Below are 20,181 nucleotides of genomic sequence, written 5' to 3'. Positions count from 1 at the left end.
CTCTATGTTTTTTTATAACTGTTAACGTATAAACAAGGGAGAACGATTCGTCCTCCCCCTACCCTACAATCAAAATGTAAACTTGATTTTTTGTTTTTCATCATGTCTATCTTTTGCTAGTTGCACGAGTCTTTCAATTAATTCTGGGTAAGCAACCCCAGTGTGTTGCCATAATAAAGGAAACATACTATATGGAGTAAAGCCTGGCATCGTATTTACTTCATTAATGTATAACTCACCATCTCTTGTTAAGAAGAAGTCGGCGCGTACTAGCCCTGAGGCATCGATTGCTTTAAAAGCTTTGATCGCCATTTCTTTAACACTTTCATACGTTTGCTCATCCACTTCAGCAGGGATGATCATTGCTGTATTTCCGTCTTCATACTTCGCTTTATAGTCATAAAATTCTTTTTTCGGAACAATTTCACCTAAAACAGAACATTGAGGCTCGTCATTTCCTAACACACCTATTTCAATTTCTCTTGCATTTTCTAAGCCCTGCTCGACAATAATTTTTCGGTCAAAATCAAAAGCTTCTTTAAAAGCAGAAGCGAGTTCTTCGCGGTTTTTTGCCTTATTAATCCCAACACTAGAACCTAAGTTAGCAGGCTTTACGAATACAGGATAACCTAACTCCTCTTCCACTTTTTTATAAGCTAATTCGTCATTTTTCTCCCATTCAGAACGGAGGAAATGTACATATCCGACTTGTGGTAAACCAGCTTGAGCAAAAAGTTGCTTCATTATTACTTTATCCATTCCAGCTGATGAAGCTAAGACTCCGTTACCGACATAAGGTAAATTTAATAGTTCTAACATTCCTTGCACCGTACCGTCTTCTCCATTTGGACCATGTAGCAGAGGGAAAATGACAGGTTTGTCGTCTGTTTGTTCATTAACCTCTGTTAATGCTAATGGAGCAATGGAAGTGCCTTTATCAGTTAGTTGCAATTGTGCTACACTTTCTACTTCCCCTGTCAGTTGTTTCCCGCGTACCCATTGGCCTTCTTCTGTTATAAATAACGGGAAAACATTAAATTTATCTTTATTTAATGCTTTCGTTACCGCTAATGCAGTTTGCAAAGATACTTTATGCTCTGCTGATTTTCCACCATATAATAAATGAAGCGTTGTTTTCATAAGGCTCCCCCTACATAAATATATTATCTACTCAAATTATTCATCACACTAGTATCGTTTTATTATAGCACTTTCTAACAATTGTTCGAAACGTCAACCTTTTATTTAGTCCGTCCACTAATCGACAAATTTTCTTTTCCTGGGAAATATAATGTCTAAATGTGTCATCAGCCTATTTTCCATACCATTTGTTTCATAGTATGCCTCGTAGGCTCGTTTCGTTAAAGGAAGTTACTTCAACAGGTGAATTATACTGATTAAAACGTGAATGAACAACTATTCTTTATAAATTTTTCCCTACAATCGATACAGGTAAATGTTCATATTTTGCACAAATACACTTAACAGAAGACTATCGTACTAAATGGTCGACAATTTTTTTAAAATGGCTTCATCCTCGTATCTTTCACGTTGTCCCTATTTCCCTATTTTTCAGTTAAAAAACTTTTCTTTTTTAACTATTCAATCTGCCAAATAGACTAACTAATTATTTTTCATCGGACTAACGTATGAAAAATTTTTTTCATGCGTTTATTTACATCGCGCCAATTGACAGAATCTTCTGTTGATATTTCCTTTCCATTCTTTTACGCTCAAGTTAGTCAAAGTATCATTCAGGTTCCGGTATTTTCGACTAACTAAATAAAATAGGAAAGAGGGATGTTTTTTGAGAAAGTTGATAGCAATATTCGCAGTATTCGTTTTACTAGGTAATCTTTTTTTCTCTAGTGGGTCATCGTTTGCAGCAGGCGATTCCCTATCTGAATTCAAAACATTAAATAAAGGCGACGTTAAGGTTGTTAAAGTAAATGATCAAAAGGGCCCCCCATCATTCGTTACTGGGTTACTTTCTGAAAAACATAATAGGGCCGATGCTCAAAATGCAAAAAAGTTTTTAAACAAACATAAACATTTTTTCCAAATGAATAACCCTACTACTGATTTAACAGAAATTCGTACCAATACAGATGAACTTGGCATGACACATATTAGATTTCAACAAACAAAAAACGGCATCCCAGTTGAACACCATCAATTAAATGTACATTTCAATGAAGAAAACGAGATTGTATCAGTAAATGGGACATTTAATACGAAAATAGACGAGTTACATATTAATACTACACCTGGAATTGAAGAGTCTGCCGCTTTACAAATGGCAAAAGAAGAAGTAAACGCACCTGAAGAGGTAGATATCGAACAGTCGGAGCTTGTTATTTATCCAGTTGAAAATAACTCCCGCTTAGCTTACAAAATTAACTTAGAATATTACAACGAAGAACAAGGGAACTGGAACGTATATGTAGATGCTCATACAGGAGAAATCATCGATAGCTACAATGCTATGTATGGGTTAGGGTTTTTTAGTGATATTTTAGAATTTGCTTCAGTTGAATCGGAAGAATCTAATCACGGACCGAACCCAAGAGCAATTGAAAGGGCTAGTCGTCTAAAACCAGCAGGTGGCTCTGGTTTAGGTACAACTGGTGTAACGAAAAATTTAGATCTATCTCACGGAAATATTCCAACAAGCGGTGAAGGATCTACTTTCTACTTAGCGGATACAAGAGTACCCGGAATGGATGGTATTTTTACTTATAATATGAGAAACACTAGCAATCAAATTTGGTTATATTCTAACAAGGATGCGTCATGGAAAGATGTTTTATACGCTGGTGACAGTATTTCTTGGGAAGCGGTTGGACAAGGTCCGGCTGTTGATGCTCACGCAAACTCTAAAATTGTTTATGATTATTTCTTAAACAATCATGGACGTAACTCGTTAGACGATAACGGAATGGCCATTCGCTCTCGTGTTCATTACGGAAGAGCATACAACAACGCGTTCTGGAGTAATGGTATTGCAATGATGACGTACGGTGACGGTGACGGTAGACAATTTATCCCACTAGCCTCTCTCGATGTTACTGCACATGAGATGGTACATGGAATTACTCACTATAACGGTGGCTTACGTTACCGCTTTGAAACAGGAGCTATTAACGAAGCATATTCTGATACGTTTGCAAGCATCGTGGATGACCGTAGTTGGGATGTTGGTGAAGATATTATGGGATCGGATTGGATCGCTGATGGCCGTACAGCCTTACGTAGCAGCGAAGAACCTGGTAAATTCAAAGTTGGTGCTCAATATTGGGCTTATAGTATCGATGGAGAAGGACGTTATCCAGCACATATGGATGAGTACTATTACCTTCCTGCTAATATGGATAACGGTGGGGTACACATTAACTGTACTATTTTACAACATTCTGCGTATTTAGTTTCTGAAGAATATGGAATGGGTAGAGAGGTTGTAGCAGACACTTGGTACCGTGCGTATGATTATTTGCATTACGATGCTTCATTCGCTGAGTTTCGCGAAGCAATTCTTCAATCTGCTACCGATCTATATGGGGAAGGCAGTGAAGAATATAATGCATTTTTAAGTGCCTTTGATGATATCGGTCTTTACGAAGGCTGGTCTAGCAGTGACAACCCAAGACCGCCACTAAATTAACGCGTTCTTATTAGAAACACATTCAACTCTCGAGCTTTAGACGATGCGAGTTGAGTGTGTTTCTTTTTTGATATAGTGGATATAACGCTCTATATAATTTCTTAATTACTACGCCAAAAAAGGTTGCCCCGTACGAAAAAGGCAACCTTTTTTGCAACTTCAATTATTTGAAACTACCAGCTTATTTTATGTGTCGATATTTTATTAGGCGAAACAGCGTACAAATAATCGTTAATATAGAGCACCCTCAAAATACCATCCTCCCACGATTCGTAACTGTTCGTTTTTTCAGCATGTGTAATTTCATCATGAAGCGTAAATCCTTTTTTCGGATCAATTCCATATACAAGTGCCCCTTGGAACTGTAAAAGTCCCCTTTCGTTGTATGTTGTAATCGGAAAGGCAAAAATATCTTTTTCTTTGTTGAACAACAATGCTTTATGGTCGTGATTTAGAGGAGAATAAGAAAATTCATTGCCTACAATTTCAGAAAATTTCTCTGTCGGATTAGTCGGATCACTAACATCAAATAATGATATTTTCACACCATCTTGCACAACTCGCGGCTGAACACCTATTTCTCCCTTTTCTAAACGTGTATGATGACCAAAACCAATTAAATGATTTTCATCGTACGGATGAAGATAATTACTGAATCCTGGAATTTTCAACTCTCCTAACACTTTTGGCCCATAAGGATCACTCAAATCGAACACAAATAGTGGATCTACTTCTTTAAAGGTTACGATATATCCTTTATCTCCCATAAAGCGTGCGGAGTATATTCTTTCCCCTCTAGCTAAATCCTCCACCGTACTTATAATATTTAGTTGATCATCTAGGATAAATAGATTATTAGAGGATGGAGAGCGCTCATCCCAAGCATCCCCTTTCGTCGTTGCTACTCGGAAATAGCCATTATGTTCATCCATTGAAAACTGATTTAAGAGTCGCCCATCAACTGTTCCAGTATTGACAAACTCAATATTTGGACCGTTAATAGAAAACTTATAAATATCAGTATGCATTGTCCCATAAAAAGAATCTTCCACATTATACGTTGGAACGGTCGTATAAAGGTGCTCTCTGTTCATGTATAGCTCTTGACCACTTCCCAAATACGACACGGTAGAAATTTCTTCTGTTGAATCCTTAATGTTTATTGCTATTATATTCATAAAGTTATTTTCATTCGACTCTGGAATATAATAAATATCTTCGTACTCTGGTTGTGAAATTTTCGTATCTGCCCCTGAGATAGTGTCCATATATCTTGGCCGTAAATCTATTTCACTATTTTCACTTAACTCCCATATATTCGGATATAAATTTGTAATTAAATACACGTAGTCATCTATTTTTCTCGATGTTAAATAATGCCCCTCTAATGAGACTGCTCGCAATTCAACTGGCTCTTCTTTATTCGTAATGTCATAAATTATTACCTTTGCAGATTCATAAATAGGAAGTATCGCCATCCCCCCTCGAGCATTGTTTCCTGCATATGATTTCCAGTCGTTTCCGATTACTACTAACCTATTTCCATCAACATAAAGTTGGAACGGGGAAAAGTTTTGATAACGTACTTCCGCGACCTTTTCAACATTTTCAACCGGTTGTGCGTTGGTGATGGTTAATCTATTATCTATCACTTGGTAAATATAGCTTCCATCCGTTTTCACGATATCCGCTTCATCGACACCAGTAACTTGTATGTTAGTTTCGGAGTATTCCGCCTCTGCGCCACTCATCGCCATTCCACTATCGCTGCTGTCCATTGCTTCGTCTGATGAAGTAAAGGTTTCACCACGCGCCCAGCCAAAGAAGCTTTTTGTTTCCTTTTGCATCTCTTTTAGACGTTGGGAAAATAGTTGATTGAGTTCCTTCTTTGATGTAACAGACGGTAAATTCTCTTTCGCGTCGAAAACTACTTCTAAACCTGATCGAATTTTTTCCCCATTTATCGATTTTATTTTATTACTAAGCTTTAGTTTGTATGGTCCCATATCGATGTCATATCCGTTAGAAGGTGGCAAAATACTTATTGTGTTACTGGTACTATCAACAGTTATAGGAACCCGTTCGCCATTTTTATTTGTAACAAATATCGTCTCGTCCGTTAATGATTGTTCGTCAATCTCTTCTGAGACATTAAACACAAACTTTTTATTCGATAATACAATTAACGGAACATCTCCATAGCCATTTACAACATACGGCTTACTGTAATAATAAATATAGCCAAAAATGGTTACGACGAGTGCTACTAATAACGAAAAGATAATCGCCTTTTTGTTCACGCTCCATACCTCCTACACGTATCTTTCTTACCTCGTTAGACGTTACCTCTTGGAAAACGTTACAGCTTATTTAGAAAATAGAGATAGGGTTTTCAGGTGTGTAAATATTCGAATAAAAAATGAAGGTGTTTTAGAGGACGTAACAGCTCGACTGCAATAAAAACGGCAGGAATCACTAAGATTCCCACCACCGACTTACATTGCATGTTCTTTTAAATTATCTAGCCCGAACCGATGAACAAATTTCGTAAACGGTTCGCGTTTCTTACCATTTTCCGCATATATATTAATTAACTTTTCTACTATTTCGTAAAGCTTCTGTTCTTCTAATTTTTCAGCAAATATCACACCAGTCATAGCATCTTTCCCTTTTGCTTTTCCACCAACATAAAGATCGTAATGTTCCTTCATTTTTATTACTCCTATGTCATTGACTAATGGTTCACCGCAAGCGACTGGACAGCCTGTGTAGGCAGGTCGAAGTGTAAAAGGAACAGGTTTTCCAGCGATTCTTTTATTTAATTCGATTGCAACAGGCATTCCCTCTTCTTCTGCCCCTTTACAGAAATTACACGTCCGTAAGCTTTTCACGAAATTACCGACCGGATAAACAGATAAACCTACACGCTCGAACTCTGCTACTATTTCATCCATTTTCTCCTCGGGAATATCGATATATAGCTGTTGAAATGTTGTGAGCTCTAATTCATCATTTTCATCCATATAAGAAGCAATTAACATCAGTTGTTTCGGCGTTAATTTTGCCCCAAAGCCTATTCCACCGTTTATCGCTAATTTCACATTTTTTTCTTCCAAGCTATGCCGTCCCCTTTATTCCGTGATTTCGATTACGAAAGGAAAATCGTATACTTTTCCATCTAATTTGAATTCTGCCCACAATTTATATAGCCCAGCCTCCGTAAAGTGAGCATTAAATGTCGGATTCACATCATTTGTTGGATGAACATGGATGAACTGCTCCATGCTTTCATCAATAATTACAACATGACCTAATGCTCCTAAATACTGTTCTGGCTCCCCGCCATCAATCTCAAATTGCAATAGTACATCCCCTTGAACAGAAAAGGACGGGCTAGTTAACGTTACCTCGTATCCATTTGTCGTTTTCGTCCAATTTTGTTCTGCCGTTAGATCGGGGCCATGTTCATGGTGAGCATGATCTCCCATCATCAGTGACAGTGGCTCAATCTCATATGCTAAATTAGTAGGGACAATATCAACGTATACTTTATACATCCCCTCACTGAGCAAATGGTCTGCTTCAAACACACCAGGAGCTATCCGCTCAGGATGAAGGTGTAAAAATGTCTCCATATCCTCACTTACGACGATTAAATGCATATATTTTTCATGGTTCATTTTCAAATCATCTACCGGATTATTCTCTTCATCTAGCAATGTTACTACTAACTTATCATCCTGTGATTCGATGTTTGGAAATACTTCGTTCTCGCTATGTGAGGGTGAATCGCCATGGTCGTGGTGCGCATGGTCGTCACTGTTTTCTTCCTCATCATGAGCGTGTTGCTCTGGAGTTTGTTTCTCTGCGTCATGTTCACTTGCATGATCAACTGGTTCATTATCTACAAAAGCTCCTACAATATAGTAAGCACCAATGACAACTGCTAAATACGCAACTGCTGCTATTACCCATTTTTTCAAAAGAATCATCCTTTACAGTTTCACTTTTTGAAGACGTAACGCATTTAATACGACAGATACAGAACTAAATGCCATCGCGGCTCCAGCTACCCAAGGGGCTAATAAGCCTATCGCTGCAATCGGTATCCCCATCGAATTATAAGCGAATGCCCAAAATAAATTTTGACGAATGTTTCTAATTGTTTTTTTACTCATAATAATCGCGTCTGCAATACTATTTAGATCGCCACGCATTAACGTAATATCAGCTGCTTCCATTGCTACGTCTGTACCAGTACCAATTGCCATCCCAATATTAGCTGTTGCTAAAGCCGGCGCGTCGTTTATACCGTCCCCAACCATCGCAACCTTTTTTCCTTCTCCTTGCAGTTTTTCAATCTCCTTCGCTTTTCCTTCCGGTAACACTTCTGCTATGACACGATCTATCCCTACTTCTGCAGCAATTGCTTTTGCCGTACGTTCATTGTCTCCAGTTATCATAATAACCTCTATATTTAAAGCTTTCAGACGCTTAATTGCTTCAGCCGAAGTTTCTTTTACTGTATCGGCAACTGCAACAATTCCAACGAACTCATTGTCAACTGCAATGAGCATGGCTGTTTTCCCAACGTTTTCGAGCTCTTCCATTTTAGTTAATGTGCTTTTTTCAATAGTCACTTCATACTTATTCATCAGTTTTCTTGTACCAATTAATACTTTTCGCTCTTCAACAATAGCTTCAATACCGTAGCCGGGTATCGCTTCAAATGCAGTTGGGTCCACAACCGTAATCCCCTTTTGTTGAATACCTTCTACAATTGCTTCAGCTAACGGATGCTCTGATTGTTTTTCTGCACTTCCTATTAAAGCTAGTATTTCTTGTTCTTTTTCCTCGTTTACAAACAAAACATCGGTAAGTGTTGGTGTTCCATTCGTTACCGTTCCAGTTTTGTCTAAAACAACTGTGTCGATATGATGTGTTTGTTCTAAATGCTCTCCACCTTTAAAGAGAACTCCTAGTTCTGCAGCACGACCCGAACCCGCCATTATGGAAGTAGGTGTTGCTAGCCCAAGTGCACATGGACATGCGATAACAAGGACAGCAATTAATTTTACGAGCGCTCCCCCGAAATTCCCTGGATCTACAACTACATACCAAATAACAAATGTTAAAATCGCAATGATTACAACGATAGGTACAAAAATACCAGAAATTTTGTCCGCTAAACGTTGAATTGGCGCTTTCGATCCTTGCGCTTGTTCTACAACTTTAATAATTTGAGCTAAGGCTGTTTCACGTCCAACCTTTGTTGCTTTCATTTTTAAGAAACCATTTTTATTAATGGTTGCACCGATAACAGGGTCACCTACTGTTTTATCGATTGGTAAACTTTCTCCCGTTAACATCGATTCATCAACAGCGGAACGGCCTTCGATAATTTCCCCATCGACAGGAATTTTCTCTCCAGGCTTTACATAAAGAATATCGCCCACCATTACTTTTTCTAACGGAATTTCCTGTTCCACTCCATCACGTACAACTGTAGCCGTTTTTGCTTGAAGGCCCATTAATTTTTTTATCGCTTCCGATGAACGGCCTTTTGCCCTCGTTTCAAAAAGTTTCCCTAAAATAATAAGCGTTATAATAACGGCACTCGTCTCAAAGTACAAGTCCACCATATGAGCATTTGTGCCAATTGCTTCAATTCCTAAATAAATGCTATAGAAATAAGCCGCGGACGTACCTAGTGCAACGAGCACATCCATATTGGCACTTTTATTTCGGAGTGATTTGTACGCTCCTACGTAAAATTGCCACCCGATGTAAAATTGCACTGGAGTTGCAAGAGCTAATTGAACCCACGGATTCATAAACATTTCTGGCAAGTAAATAAACGAAGTAAACGAAAAGTGACTAACCATCGCCCATAGTAGGGGAAGAGTTAAAATCGCGGAAAAAATAAATTTCCCTGTTTGCTTTTCTAATTCTTTTTGTCGAAAGTCAACCCGTTCTTTTTCATTTTCTACCTTTTCCATGGCACCGTAGCCAGCTTTTTCAATTCGAGCAATAATGTCGGCCACGCTAAGTTCGGCTGGATTAAATTCGACTGTTCCAGTTTCTAGCGCTAAGTTTACATTTGCAGAATGAATACCTTCCATTTTGCTTAGTACTCTTTCTATACGACTAGAACACGCTGCACACGTCATTCCTGTAATATCGAACTCCGCTTTTTCGGAAATAACTCCGTACCCTAGCTTTTCTACACGACTTTCTAAATCGGCAACTGTTATTTTTTTAGCGTCAAATTGAACTTTTGCCGTTTCCACCGCAAGGTTCACGTTAGCTTGCTCGACACCGTCCATTTTATTTAACACTTTTTCTATTCTCGTTGAACATGCAGCACACGTCATTCCAGTTATCTGCATCGTTACTTCTTTTGAGTTAGAACTCATTGCGAATCCCTCCTATACCACACGGGGGTATATTTATCTGAAAAGAAAACGTGCCCTTATGTCAGCACGTAGTATCTATTACTCTACATCGTAACCTTCTTCATCGATTACTTCTTTAATTTTATTAACTGAAACTTTGGAGCCATCAAAGTCCACTGTCACTTTACCAGCTGATAAATCAACTTGAACTGTTTGAACTCCATCTAATGTTCCAACGCTACCTTCTACTGCTTTTACGCAATGACCACATGACATTCCGCCAACATTTAACGTTACTTGTTCCATCTTTATCTCTCCTTTTATTTCATTAATCGTTTTACGGTAACTAATAATTCATCGACTACTTCTGTGTCGCCTTCTTGAATACGTTCGACAATACAAGACTTCATATGCCCTTCTAATAGCAATTTACCAACACTATTTAGCGCAGATTGAATAGCCGCGATCTGTGTTAATACGTCATCACAGTAAGTATCCTCTTCAATTAGCCTTTTTACTCCACGCACTTGGCCTTCAATCCTATTTAAACGAGATGTAAGGTTTTTTTTAACTTCTTCCGAATGATGACTTTTTCTCACATCAGATTTCGTATGACAACATGAATCCTGTATACTTTTATCAGTAAGGTTTTCCATCACTTGACCCCCTGTCGATTATAGATTAACATACCCCTATATGGTATGTAAAGTAAAAATGTTTGATTATTCTGTGGAGGTTCCATTAATGGCTCAAGATATAGTTTTGGAATGGCTTCAATCTGCTGGAGCATTAGCAATTATTATTAGTATTATCATCAATATCGTAATTAGTATTTTAGCGATCATTCCGAGTGTTTTTCTAACAGCCGCTAACATTACGTTTTTCGGCTTTTGGCATGGTACGGTTATCTCATTTCTAGGCGAATCTGTCGGGGCGATTGTAAGCTTTTATTTATACCGCATGGGGGTAAAAACTTTTGCACCAAACATACTTGATCGTTACAAACCTTTAAGGAAGCTACAGAATACTAGCGGCTGGGAAGCCTTTTATTTAATCGTAGCCTTTCGCCTGTTCCCTTTTGCACCATCCGGTTTGGTGACGTTAGCTGGTTCACTAAGTAGTATGAGTTTAGTTTCCTTTACCCTTGCAAGTTCAATAGGGAAAATTCCCGCCTTGTTAATCGAAGCTACCTCTGTTTACTATGTGCTCGAGTGGAATTGGGTTGGGCAAGTCATATTAATAATATTTTTTATTATGGTCGTTGGATATTTAATAAAAAGAGGAAAAAGGGTAGACCGAAGTTAGTAGGGGATGTGGTAGGTGCGGTTTTTTTGTGCGCCATTGGGTTTTAGGCCTAGTGAACGGATCATGTGATTAGATGTCGATTTCGATTTAATTCTCATAAAATATCTAAACTGATTATTGGTAATCGTACTAGAAAACAGATATCGGAAATCTAGTAACGAACTCTTTAATAACTGCACTAAGGTAAAGTTACATTCATTTTTACATATCCATCCTTTTGGCTGCTTCGTTATTTCTAAACTATAACAAATTGGGCAATGCGGTCCTACTATTAAGTCAGTTTGCTCCATGCTAAACCTTGTCATATAATCTAATTTTTCTTCAACATGCTTCTTTAAGAGTAATTTTTTTAATTTTTTCATCTCATTCTCAGTGAAGAGTTTCGTTTTATACTTTGATTCCAAATTATCAATTCTAATAGGGAGACTCGGGCTTCTAATCACTTCCTCAAGGTATATAGAAGATTTTATTATGGCTTTCTTGTTACTAATTACAACTAATGTTTCTATAGGTACGGGACGAAACTTATTTTCCACTAACCAATTACTCAATTTCTTCCGTTGCCTATTTGTTTGTACAATAGGATAATCAAATACCTCTTCTACCCCATTAAGTGTCCGAATTAACTGTTGGTATTGATGATCAAAAAACAAGATACCAGCTAAGTTTTTCACCTCTATAATTAATAAATATTTAGGGGTGATTATTAGATTATCCATCTGAAAGAAACTTTCCCCTTCGTAAATTCTTAGACCGGTCATGACATGATAGTTTTCTTTAGGAATTTCTTTTAAATAAAAATCTACTGCCTTTTCGCCCTTATATCCTGCCATCATTATTCCATATTCTTCTTCAATTTGTAGCCGTGCATGATGATTATCAGGTAGCCTCCGCAAAAGCGCTTCTAACGTTAATATCTTCACCGGTAATTTCCGTTCTTCTATTATCATAACATCACCCTTTCCAGTTCAAATAATTGTTATCATGATTTTTTTGATATATCCACTTGAGAAAAAGCTAGTTTTTATGTTCTGAAATTCTTTTTGTAATAACAAATGTTCATTTTGGCTTTGCAAACTTACGTTTTTGTATTAATTTTATTCATTATTATGTTTGGATGTACTTTCTTATTGGTTGTGCTTATTCTGAACAACACAACAGACATTCCGGACATTCAACCTTGATTTTCTGTTCAACATCCTCTCACTTCTGCACAACTACACCTCGTTTGGGTGTACCTTTCCTTTCCTGTCTGGCCTTCTGAACAATACAACGGGATTTCCGTTCAACATCTTTCATTTTCTGTTCAACATCCACTCACTTCTGCGCAACTACACCTTGTTTGGGTGTACCTTTCCTTTCCTGTCTGGCCTTCTGAACAATACAACGGGATTTCCGTTCAACATCTTTCATTTTCTGTTCAACATCCACTCACTTCTGCGCAACTACACCTTGTTTGGGTGTAACTTTCCTATCTATTCAACCCTTCTGATCAACACAACGGGATTTCCGTTCAACATCTTTCATTTTCTGTTCAACATCCACTCACTTCTGCGCAACTACACCTTGTTTGGGTGTAACTTTCCTATCTTGTCTGGTCTTCTGAACAATATAACAGAGATTCCGTTCAACATCTTTCATTTTCTGTTCAACATCCACTCACTTCTGCGCAACTACACCTTGTTTGGGTGTACCTGTCCCTATCTTGCCTGGCCTTCTGAACAACACAACGGGATTTCCGTTCAACATCTTTCATTTTCTGTTCAACATCCACTCACTTCTGCGCAACTACACCTCGTTTGGGTGTACCTGTCCCTATCTTGCCTGGCCTTCTGAACAACACAACGGGATTTCCGTTCAACATCTTTCATTTTCTGTTCAACATCCACTCACTTCTGCGCAACTACACCTTGTTTGGGTGTAACTTTCCTATCTATTCAACCCTTCTGATCAACACAACGGGATTTGCGTTCAACATCTTTTATTTTCTGTTCAACATCCCACTCACTTCCGAATCAGACACTTTACTATTTCCTGCCTAATCTCCGTTTAATAACACCTCACTTTCAATTCCATCAACAAAACCCCCTCCACAACTGCAGAGGGGGGTAAACTAAACAAAACCATATCCTATTTATATTCTACTAATCCTTCTCCCACATGCTCTAATAAGAACACGGACGGGGAGTGGCCGAACAACGTCAAACGATGTAACGGGCGGGTCATCGCGACGTATAATAGCTTCAATTCGATCTCGTTCAAGCTGTAAACCTCGTCGACCGACCATAGCAATACCGCATCGAACTCTAGCCCTTTCGCGAGTTGTGAGTGTACAATAACGACGTCTTCTTGGTTGATCTCTTCGTTTTCGCGTAACAATTGGGTATTGTATACCCCATTACCGTATTTACTCATAAGCTTCTCCAACTTGACACTTTCTTTTTCTGTTTTTCCTATAATTGCGATTGTTTTCATTCCATCGTCATATAGTCTACTTATTTCCGCTAAAACGAGTTCAACGGCCTCCGCCTCATTAGCCCATTCATAAAAGACTGGTCTAGTACCGTGTCGTACGACTGGTTCGACCTTGGGTAAGTCTAGTGGCAACAGCGCCAGCACCTCATTTGCCACTTGCATAATTTCGACTGTTGTACGGTAGCTTTTTTGCAATGTTGTATAGGTGGCTCGCGGGAAAATTTCTTCCTTTACGAGGTGCCAATCGTTAATACCTCTGTAGGAATGAATTCCTTGTGCAAGGTCCCCAACGATTGTAAACATATCCGTATTTAGTGCACTCTTCAAAGCGTACAGTTGAAAATAGCTATAATCTTGCGCTTCATCAATAACGACATTACGTGCTCGCAACTCTTTTGGAACCCCGAACAGGTGATGCTGTAAGTAAAGAAGACTAGCTAAGTCCTCAACTTCAAATTTCCGCTTAGTACGCAACTTCCCCTGATAATCACAGAAAAAATTAATTTGATAATCATCTAAAATATCGGAAGCGTACTTTTTTAACACAGAACGACTTGTAAATAGCTCATCAAAATAATGATATAAATCATGCTTGGCAACTTGTTTTAAGTAAGCTCGTACCGCTGTTCGCGACTCCTTCTGAATTTCTTCCATTAGCTCGTCTTTTTTATCCATCGCCTTTGTTACGTAGCTTTTTCGCTTTGCTGGGTCTAATTTTAACTTAAACAAAGCCTCTTCAATTTTGTCTTCATAAAATTTGTCGACCTTTTGTAAAAGTATTTTCTTTTCCGTTCGGACGATATTTTTAAGCACTTCGCCAACTTTTTCTAATCTACGATAATAAGGTAAATAGTTATACTGCTCTACTATTAATTTCTCGACCCTTTCCCCACTATATAACTTAAACTTCGATAAATAAAAATCCCCACGCGGGACAATCGATTGCAATACATCTTCTAAGTAACGATTGATAATGTCCTTTAACTCCAATGAACCTTTAAAACTAGAAATCCATTGAACCATTTCGGCATTATTCAAACTGCCATCTATAAACTTACTTAATTTTTCTGATGGCGGGACAAGTTGCACCTTTTTCCCGATACAGCCCTTCACATAATCTATTAGCGTCGTTTGCAAAATACGGTCGACTCCCAATTCTGGAAGGACGTCCGATATGTAATCAATAAACAAATTATTAGGCGCTAAGATCATGAGCTGCTCTGGACGAAATTGTTCTGCGTACGTATAAATAAAATACGAGATTCGGTGTAACGCAATCGTCGTCTTACCACTTCCTGCTGCACCTTGCACAATAATCGGTTTATTTAAGTCTGCACGAATAATCCGGTTTTGTTCTTCTTGAATCGTCGTTACGATGTCTGTTAACCGATTACTCGAACTACCAGCTAACGACTCTTGCAACAATTCATCCGTTGTTGTTAAATCCACATCGCGAATTTCTTGCAATTCACCGTCTTCAATGATGTATTGCCGTTTTAACGAGAGGTTTCCTTCGTAACATTCCCCTTCTGCTTCATAATTGACTTCGCCAAGTCGGCCATCGTAATAAAGGTTCGCAATTGGAGAACGCCAATCGACAATAATTGGATCTTGTGTTTCACGATCAAATAGAGATGCTTTTCCGAAGTAGAGGATTTCTTCTACCTCTTTTCCATCTCTAAGAAAGTTAATTCGAGCGAAATAAGGTTTGTTATAAATCTTTTTTAAATTTCGTATCTCTTCTTGCGTCCGTTGAAGCAAATTCGCATTCATCGACATGTTTAAATAGCTTAAACTACTGTCCTTTAAATCAATGCCTTCTAATGATTCTTTTGCATTTTTCTTAAATGTTTCCTCGTCTAGCTCGGAAGCTTGAATGACCATTTCCATATACTTTTTCGTAAACGTTAACCGCTCTACTTCTTCTTGAAAATCCGGGTGTTGCCTTTTTCCCAAACGATTCACTCTCCTACTATGCTTTTTTTAGGAAACGAATAAAAACCATGAACACTTATCCATGGACTACTCTCTGTATTTTCTTGGGTGTTGCAACAAATAGTTTCGGATTTATATGCCGGATTTACTATTATAAGCCTTGTTACAATTATTTGCAATTTTCTTTTTTATATAAAAAATACATTGATACATAAAAAGGTTATATGTTAACTTAAATATAATAAAAGTTAACATATAAGACAGGGGGATAACGATGAATTTTTCAACAGTAGCTCAAGATGTAATAAACGGGTACGAACTATCAAAAGCGGAGGCTCTATCTATTTTACAGACTGATAACGGAAAGATATTAGAACTGGTGAACGCTGCTTACTTGATTCGTCACCACTATTATCAAAATAAAGTAAAGCTAAATTTAATTATTAACGCAAAAAGCGGCCTTTGTCCGGAAGATTGTGGGTATTGCGCTCAATCTTTTAGAGCAGACACCGTAATTGATACATACCCTATCGTTAGTAAGCAGACTATTGTCGAGGGAGCTAGAGAAGCAAAAAGAAAAAAAATCGGGACGTATTGTATCGTTATGAGTGGTAGAAGACCGACTCACCGGGAAGTGAACATTGTCACGGATTCGGTAAAAGAAATTAAAGATGAAATGGATAATATTAAAATTTGTGCGTGTTTAGGGCTTGTTAATAATGAACAAGCTGCACTGTTAAAAACCGCCGGTGTTGACCGCTTCAATCATAATATTAATACAAGTAAAGAACACCATGAGCAGATTACGACGACTCACACGTATGACGATCGTATTGATACGTTACAGGCTGTTAAACAAGCAGGTATTTCCCCATGCTCAGGTGTTATTTGTGGAATGGGAGAAACGTTAGAAGATATTGTCGATATGGCATTCTCCTTAAAAGAGCTAAATGTCGATTCCATTCCTGTCAATTTCTTGCATCCGATAAAAGGAACGAAATTAGAGAATTTAAATGAACTTACACCAATTAAATGTTTGAAAATATTATCATTATTCCGCTTTGTTAATCCAACAAAAGAAATAAGGATTTCAGGTGGAAGAGAGCACAATTTAGGAACATTACAAAGCTTAGGGCTATATATAGCGAATTCTATTTTCGTAGGTGATTATTTAACAACACGTGGACAAGAGGTTACAGAAGATTACAAAATGATTGAAGATCTCGGATTTGAAATAGAGGATAACCCTTTTGAGACAGACGCAAAACAATTTCATGTTCACTGTTAATTTTTCCTTTCAATATTATTACAATTGCGTTAAAATATAGATGTTTGCTAAATTTCAGAAATTTTAGGCGGGTGATCACTCCTATGAAAAATTACGAAACGAAACATCTATATATGGCAAGTGCACTTATTGCTCTAGTAGCAATGCCATTAGTATTACTTGTAGGTCCATTTATATTACAAGGGATATTTTTCGATAGTACTTCCGTTTTCCTTTTACAAACACCAGTTTCTTCTCGGTGGATTTTTGCCTTTTCTTGTATAGCGTTAGCCATTTTTCTCATTTTGGCAGCATTCTTTTCAAGATTTGCGCCTTTACTTACAGTTGTAGGTGCACTCTTTTGTTTACTCCTTATCGGAGCAGGAACTTACAATTATCAATATTTAAGTCAAGAAGAGATATCATGGAGTGAACCACTTTCCTTTAAAGTTAATACGTATGCTTGGGACGAAATTGAAGAAGTCATTCTCCATGTACCTGAAGAAAAGCAAGATGGAGAAAAAGAAAAACATCGGATGGAATTTATTTTCCAAGATGGAAGTACAGTTTCTTTTATACGTGATATAGAATTTACGGATATTTATCACTATTTTAGCGCGTTAAGAAGACAACATAACTTTAAATATAGTTCAACCAATAATATGTAAACAAAAAGGAGTGTGACCTTATAGTCATACTCCTTTCTTTTTGCATTAAACTTGAAGAACAATACGATTTTTAGATGGATCCTTTGTAGTGATCACTCCATCCGCTTCTTTTACGGTTGCACCAATCGCTTTGAGCTGTTCTACTGTTTTTCCTCTTGATTCTTCGTCTGGGAGTACTAACGTAAAAGTACGGAGACCAACACTATCCTCCGCTGCTGGAGGTGCACCAACCCCTGCCCACGTATTCAAGCCGATGTGATGATGATACTTACCTGTTGAAATAAAGAACGCTTGCCCTCCGTATCGACATACAACTTCAAAACCTAGACCTTCACAGTAGAAATTTACTGTTTCTTTTGTATCCGCGACATGAAGGTGAATATGACCCATTACCGTTTCTGCTGGAAGTCCGGTCCACTTTTCTCCACCTGCTTCTTTCAGTACACCTTCCACATCCATCGGTCTTGTATCCATTAATACTTCTTCCCCTTGCCATTGCCATACTTCTTTTGGACGGTCAGAATAAATTTCAATTCCATTTCCATCTGGATCTGCTAAATATAAAGCTTCACTAACGAGGTGATCAGATGCGCCCTGGACTGGATAACGAGTGTCGATGAAGTGCTGAATTACTTTTCCTAAATCTTTGCGTGTTGGTAATAATAATGCATAATGATATAGCCCTGTCGTTCTTGGGCTTTTTGGAGTTGCGTTTTCTATTTGTTCAATCGTTAAAAGCGCTCTCTTCCCATCAGTAGTTAAATCTGCTTTATTTGCAGTTTTCGATAAAACTTGAAAGCCGATTACATTTTTATAAAATTCTAATGATTGTTCTAAGTTAGCTACTTTTAAGTGTACATTACTCACAAAAATGTTGGGTTTTGTATGAAATCCCATTTCTCTACACCTCTTTTTAATTTTCTATACTTAATATATCCTATTGTTTAAACAACACTATACTTACTTTATGTAAGTAATTATATTTTAGTAATTTCATGTCGTCAAGTATTATATTTTCCAATTATAGTTTATTATTTATTTATCTTCTTACCGTGAATGTAGTAAAATAAAACTAGGAGTGATCGCCAATGAATAATAAACAAATTTGTTCTAGATTTGAACAAGCAATGGGTTTTTTTAGTCAACGATGGACTGGGCTCGTCATTTATCAATTAATGAATGGACCTCAGCGGTTTTGTTCCATAGAATCAGCAATTGGTATTAGCGGAAGAGTACTTTCAGAAAGACTAAAGGATTTAGAAAGCGCCGGGATTGTAAAACGTGAAGTTTTTCCAGAAACACCTGTACGAATAGAATATTCCTTAACGGAAAAAGGATTATCTCTTCAACCAATAATGAAAGAAATAGAAAATTGGTCTCAAACATGGTTAAAAGCTGAAGAAGTTGCAGAATAAATTAGCACACTTCTTATAGCTTTTTCTTTTTATATTTTTTTTCAGTAGGAGTTTACGTATGAAATATGTATTAATTTATGGAGATGTTCTTATTGATCAATTTTCTACTCGTGTAGAAAATAATCAGTGCGAGAAGTTTTTAGGTGGTGCCACTGTTAATGTTGCGGTCGGTGTTAGACGGTTAGGAGTCCCTACAAATTTTGTGACAGTCTTTGGGGAACAAGAAGATTCTACATTTGCAAAGACTAGGCTATTAGAAGAAGGGGTAGACATTACCTATTCACAAACTGTACCGCACAAAATGCTTAGCAACGTTTATGTGAACCTTCTTCCAAACGGTGACCGGATATTTAATCGATATGAAGATAGTACCCCTACTATTCAAGTAACAAAAGAAGCTTTTCAACCGAGTGTTTTCCATGAGGCTTCCATTTTCCACTTTAGTTCCGGTACGATGTTCCAACAGAATGCACTTGAAACAACAATGCATGCCGTGACCGTTTCGAATAAGAATGGTTTAATTGTATCTTTTGATGCAAACATCCGCCCGCTTCGATGGGAAAACGAAGAAATTTGTCGGGAAACGATTACGTCATTTTTACCCTTTGTAGACGTGTTAAAAGTAACAGAGGAAGAGCTTTACTTTCTAACAAAAACAAACAATCGAGCAATGGGCGTTCGAAAACTTGCACCATATCAACTTCCACTTATTTTTGTTACGGCAGGTGAGAAAGGCACATACGCTATTTTTCACGGTATAACATACTATGTACCTGCTGAAAAAGTGAAGGTAATTGACACTACAGGAGCTGGTGATGCTTTTATGGCTAGTATTTTATCTTCCATTTATAAAGAAGGTATTCCTGAAGACGAGTCTTCTTTAATCAAATATACGAAGCTTGGAAACAAAATAGGTGCGCTAGCGACAACGAAGCGTGGAGCTATTACTGCCTTGCCTAAAGATACAATATTAAAATAAAATATTGCAACTTATTAGAAAATAGTGTAAATTACCTAACAACTTCTGTTATAATAAACACAAATATACTTTAAAGGGTGA

Annotated in this window: 16 protein-coding genes; 6 read left to right on the top strand and 10 right to left on the bottom strand. The window is 37.6% G+C overall.

Annotation, left to right across the window (positions count from 1 at the left end; all coding sequences use genetic code 11):
* Positions 1 to 69: 69 nt before the first annotated feature.
* A complete protein-coding gene (locus BC6307_RS24125) occupies positions 70 to 1,140 on the bottom strand; it encodes a D-alanine--D-alanine ligase (RefSeq protein ID WP_066417749.1) in 1,071 nt (356 codons plus the stop codon).
* Between the two features lie 667 nt (positions 1,141 to 1,807).
* Between BC6307_RS24125 and BC6307_RS24120 the strand changes: the two genes are divergently transcribed.
* Complete coding sequence (locus BC6307_RS24120) at positions 1,808 to 3,661, top strand: M4 family metallopeptidase (RefSeq protein ID WP_066417748.1); 1,854 nt, start codon at positions 1,808 to 1,810, stop codon at positions 3,659 to 3,661.
* Between the two features lie 173 nt (positions 3,662 to 3,834).
* On the opposite strand, the gene BC6307_RS24115 is transcribed toward BC6307_RS24120, so the two are convergent.
* From BC6307_RS24115 to BC6307_RS24090, 6 genes are all read right to left on the bottom strand, one after another.
* The gene (locus tag BC6307_RS24115) at positions 3,835 to 5,961 is read right to left on the bottom strand and encodes a beta-propeller domain-containing protein (RefSeq protein ID WP_066417747.1); all 2,127 of its coding nucleotides are present in this window, start codon (positions 5,959 to 5,961) and stop codon (positions 3,835 to 3,837) included.
* 195 nt (positions 5,962 to 6,156) lie between these two features.
* Entirely contained in the window at positions 6,157 to 6,777 is a 621-nt protein-coding gene (locus tag BC6307_RS24110) for a nitrite reductase (protein WP_066417746.1), read from the bottom strand.
* 15 nt (positions 6,778 to 6,792) lie between these two features.
* On the bottom strand, positions 6,793 to 7,644 hold the full coding sequence (locus BC6307_RS24105; protein WP_066417740.1) for a DUF8832 domain-containing protein: 852 nt from the start codon (positions 7,642 to 7,644) through the stop codon (positions 6,793 to 6,795).
* Positions 7,645 to 7,656: 12 nt separating this feature from the next.
* Positions 7,657 to 10,077: a heavy metal translocating P-type ATPase gene (locus BC6307_RS24100; protein WP_066417738.1), complete on the bottom strand. Its 2,421-nt coding sequence runs from the start codon at positions 10,075 to 10,077 to the stop codon at positions 7,657 to 7,659.
* Positions 10,078 to 10,155: 78 nt separating this feature from the next.
* Entirely contained in the window at positions 10,156 to 10,362 is a 207-nt protein-coding gene (copZ, locus tag BC6307_RS24095; RefSeq protein WP_066417736.1) for a copper chaperone CopZ, read from the bottom strand.
* A gap of 14 nt (positions 10,363 to 10,376) precedes the next feature.
* Positions 10,377 to 10,712 carry a metal-sensitive transcriptional regulator gene (locus tag BC6307_RS24090; RefSeq protein ID WP_066417735.1) on the bottom strand — a complete coding sequence of 112 codons (336 nt, stop codon included), beginning with the start codon at positions 10,710 to 10,712 and terminating at the stop codon, positions 10,377 to 10,379.
* Between the two features lie 88 nt (positions 10,713 to 10,800).
* Here BC6307_RS24090 and BC6307_RS24085 point away from each other — a divergent pair, with 88 nt between their 5' ends.
* Positions 10,801 to 11,361, top strand: a complete 561-nt coding sequence (locus BC6307_RS24085) for a TVP38/TMEM64 family protein (RefSeq protein ID WP_066417732.1) — start codon at positions 10,801 to 10,803, stop codon at positions 11,359 to 11,361.
* On the opposite strand, the gene BC6307_RS24080 is transcribed toward BC6307_RS24085, so the two are convergent.
* Positions 11,358 to 12,311 carry a nuclease-related domain-containing protein gene (locus BC6307_RS24080; RefSeq protein ID WP_066417730.1) on the bottom strand — a complete coding sequence of 318 codons (954 nt, stop codon included), beginning with the start codon at positions 12,309 to 12,311 and terminating at the stop codon, positions 11,358 to 11,360. The two genes, BC6307_RS24085 and BC6307_RS24080, sit on opposite strands and share 4 nt — an antisense overlap.
* 1,180 nt (positions 12,312 to 13,491) lie before the next feature.
* Positions 13,492 to 15,792, bottom strand: coding sequence for an RNA polymerase recycling motor HelD (helD, locus tag BC6307_RS24075; RefSeq protein WP_066419793.1), 2,301 nt, complete (start codon positions 15,790 to 15,792; stop codon positions 13,492 to 13,494).
* 253 nt (positions 15,793 to 16,045) lie between these two features.
* Here helD and bioB point away from each other — a divergent pair, with 253 nt between their 5' ends.
* Positions 16,046 to 17,059, top strand: a complete 1,014-nt coding sequence (gene bioB / locus BC6307_RS24070) for a biotin synthase BioB (protein ID WP_066419791.1) — start codon at positions 16,046 to 16,048, stop codon at positions 17,057 to 17,059.
* An 83-nt stretch (positions 17,060 to 17,142) separates the two neighbouring features.
* On the top strand, positions 17,143 to 17,706 hold the full coding sequence (locus tag BC6307_RS25155) for a hypothetical protein (RefSeq protein WP_066419789.1): 564 nt from the start codon (positions 17,143 to 17,145) through the stop codon (positions 17,704 to 17,706).
* A gap of 45 nt (positions 17,707 to 17,751) precedes the next feature.
* On the opposite strand, the gene BC6307_RS24060 is transcribed toward BC6307_RS25155, so the two are convergent.
* The gene (locus tag BC6307_RS24060) at positions 17,752 to 18,603 is read right to left on the bottom strand and encodes a VOC family protein (protein ID WP_066419788.1); all 852 of its coding nucleotides are present in this window, start codon (positions 18,601 to 18,603) and stop codon (positions 17,752 to 17,754) included.
* A gap of 191 nt (positions 18,604 to 18,794) precedes the next feature.
* Between BC6307_RS24060 and BC6307_RS24055 the strand changes: the two genes are divergently transcribed.
* Positions 18,795 to 19,121 carry a winged helix-turn-helix transcriptional regulator gene (locus BC6307_RS24055; RefSeq protein ID WP_066419786.1) on the top strand — a complete coding sequence of 109 codons (327 nt, stop codon included), beginning with the start codon at positions 18,795 to 18,797 and terminating at the stop codon, positions 19,119 to 19,121.
* A 58-nt stretch (positions 19,122 to 19,179) separates the two neighbouring features.
* Complete coding sequence (locus tag BC6307_RS24050; RefSeq protein ID WP_066419785.1) at positions 19,180 to 20,100, top strand: carbohydrate kinase family protein; 921 nt, start codon at positions 19,180 to 19,182, stop codon at positions 20,098 to 20,100.
* The last annotated feature ends 81 nt before the right edge of the window (positions 20,101 to 20,181 follow it).

The organism is Sutcliffiella cohnii (assembly GCF_002250055.1).
GTDB lineage: Bacteria > Bacillota > Bacilli > Bacillales > Bacillaceae_I > Sutcliffiella > Sutcliffiella cohnii.
Note: the sequence above shows the minus strand (reverse complement) of the source record. Positions and strands in the feature narration are given on the sequence as shown.

Bases quoted from the DNA above. Each gene is read 5' to 3' on its own strand.
- BC6307_RS24125 (WP_066417749.1), bottom strand. From the start codon at position 1,140: ATGAAAACAACGCTTCATTTATTATATGGTGGAAAATCAGCAGAGCAT.
- BC6307_RS24100 (WP_066417738.1), bottom strand. From the start codon at position 10,077: ATGAGTTCTAACTCAAAAGAAGTAACGATGCAGATAACTGGAATGACG.
- copZ (WP_066417736.1), bottom strand. From the start codon at position 10,362: ATGGAACAAGTAACGTTAAATGTTGGCGGAATGTCATGTGGTCATTGC.
- BC6307_RS24090 (WP_066417735.1), bottom strand. From the start codon at position 10,712: ATGGAAAACCTTACTGATAAAAGTATACAGGATTCATGTTGTCATACG.
- BC6307_RS24085 (WP_066417732.1), top strand. From the start codon at position 10,801: ATGGCTCAAGATATAGTTTTGGAATGGCTTCAATCTGCTGGAGCATTA.
- BC6307_RS24080 (WP_066417730.1), bottom strand. From the start codon at position 12,311: ATGATAATAGAAGAACGGAAATTACCGGTGAAGATATTAACGTTAGAA.
- bioB (WP_066419791.1), top strand. From the start codon at position 16,046: ATGAATTTTTCAACAGTAGCTCAAGATGTAATAAACGGGTACGAACTA.
- BC6307_RS25155 (WP_066419789.1), top strand. From the start codon at position 17,143: ATGAAAAATTACGAAACGAAACATCTATATATGGCAAGTGCACTTATT.
- BC6307_RS24060 (WP_066419788.1), bottom strand. From the start codon at position 18,603: ATGGGATTTCATACAAAACCCAACATTTTTGTGAGTAATGTACACTTA.
- BC6307_RS24055 (WP_066419786.1), top strand. From the start codon at position 18,795: ATGAATAATAAACAAATTTGTTCTAGATTTGAACAAGCAATGGGTTTT.
- BC6307_RS24050 (WP_066419785.1), top strand. From the start codon at position 19,180: ATGAAATATGTATTAATTTATGGAGATGTTCTTATTGATCAATTTTCT.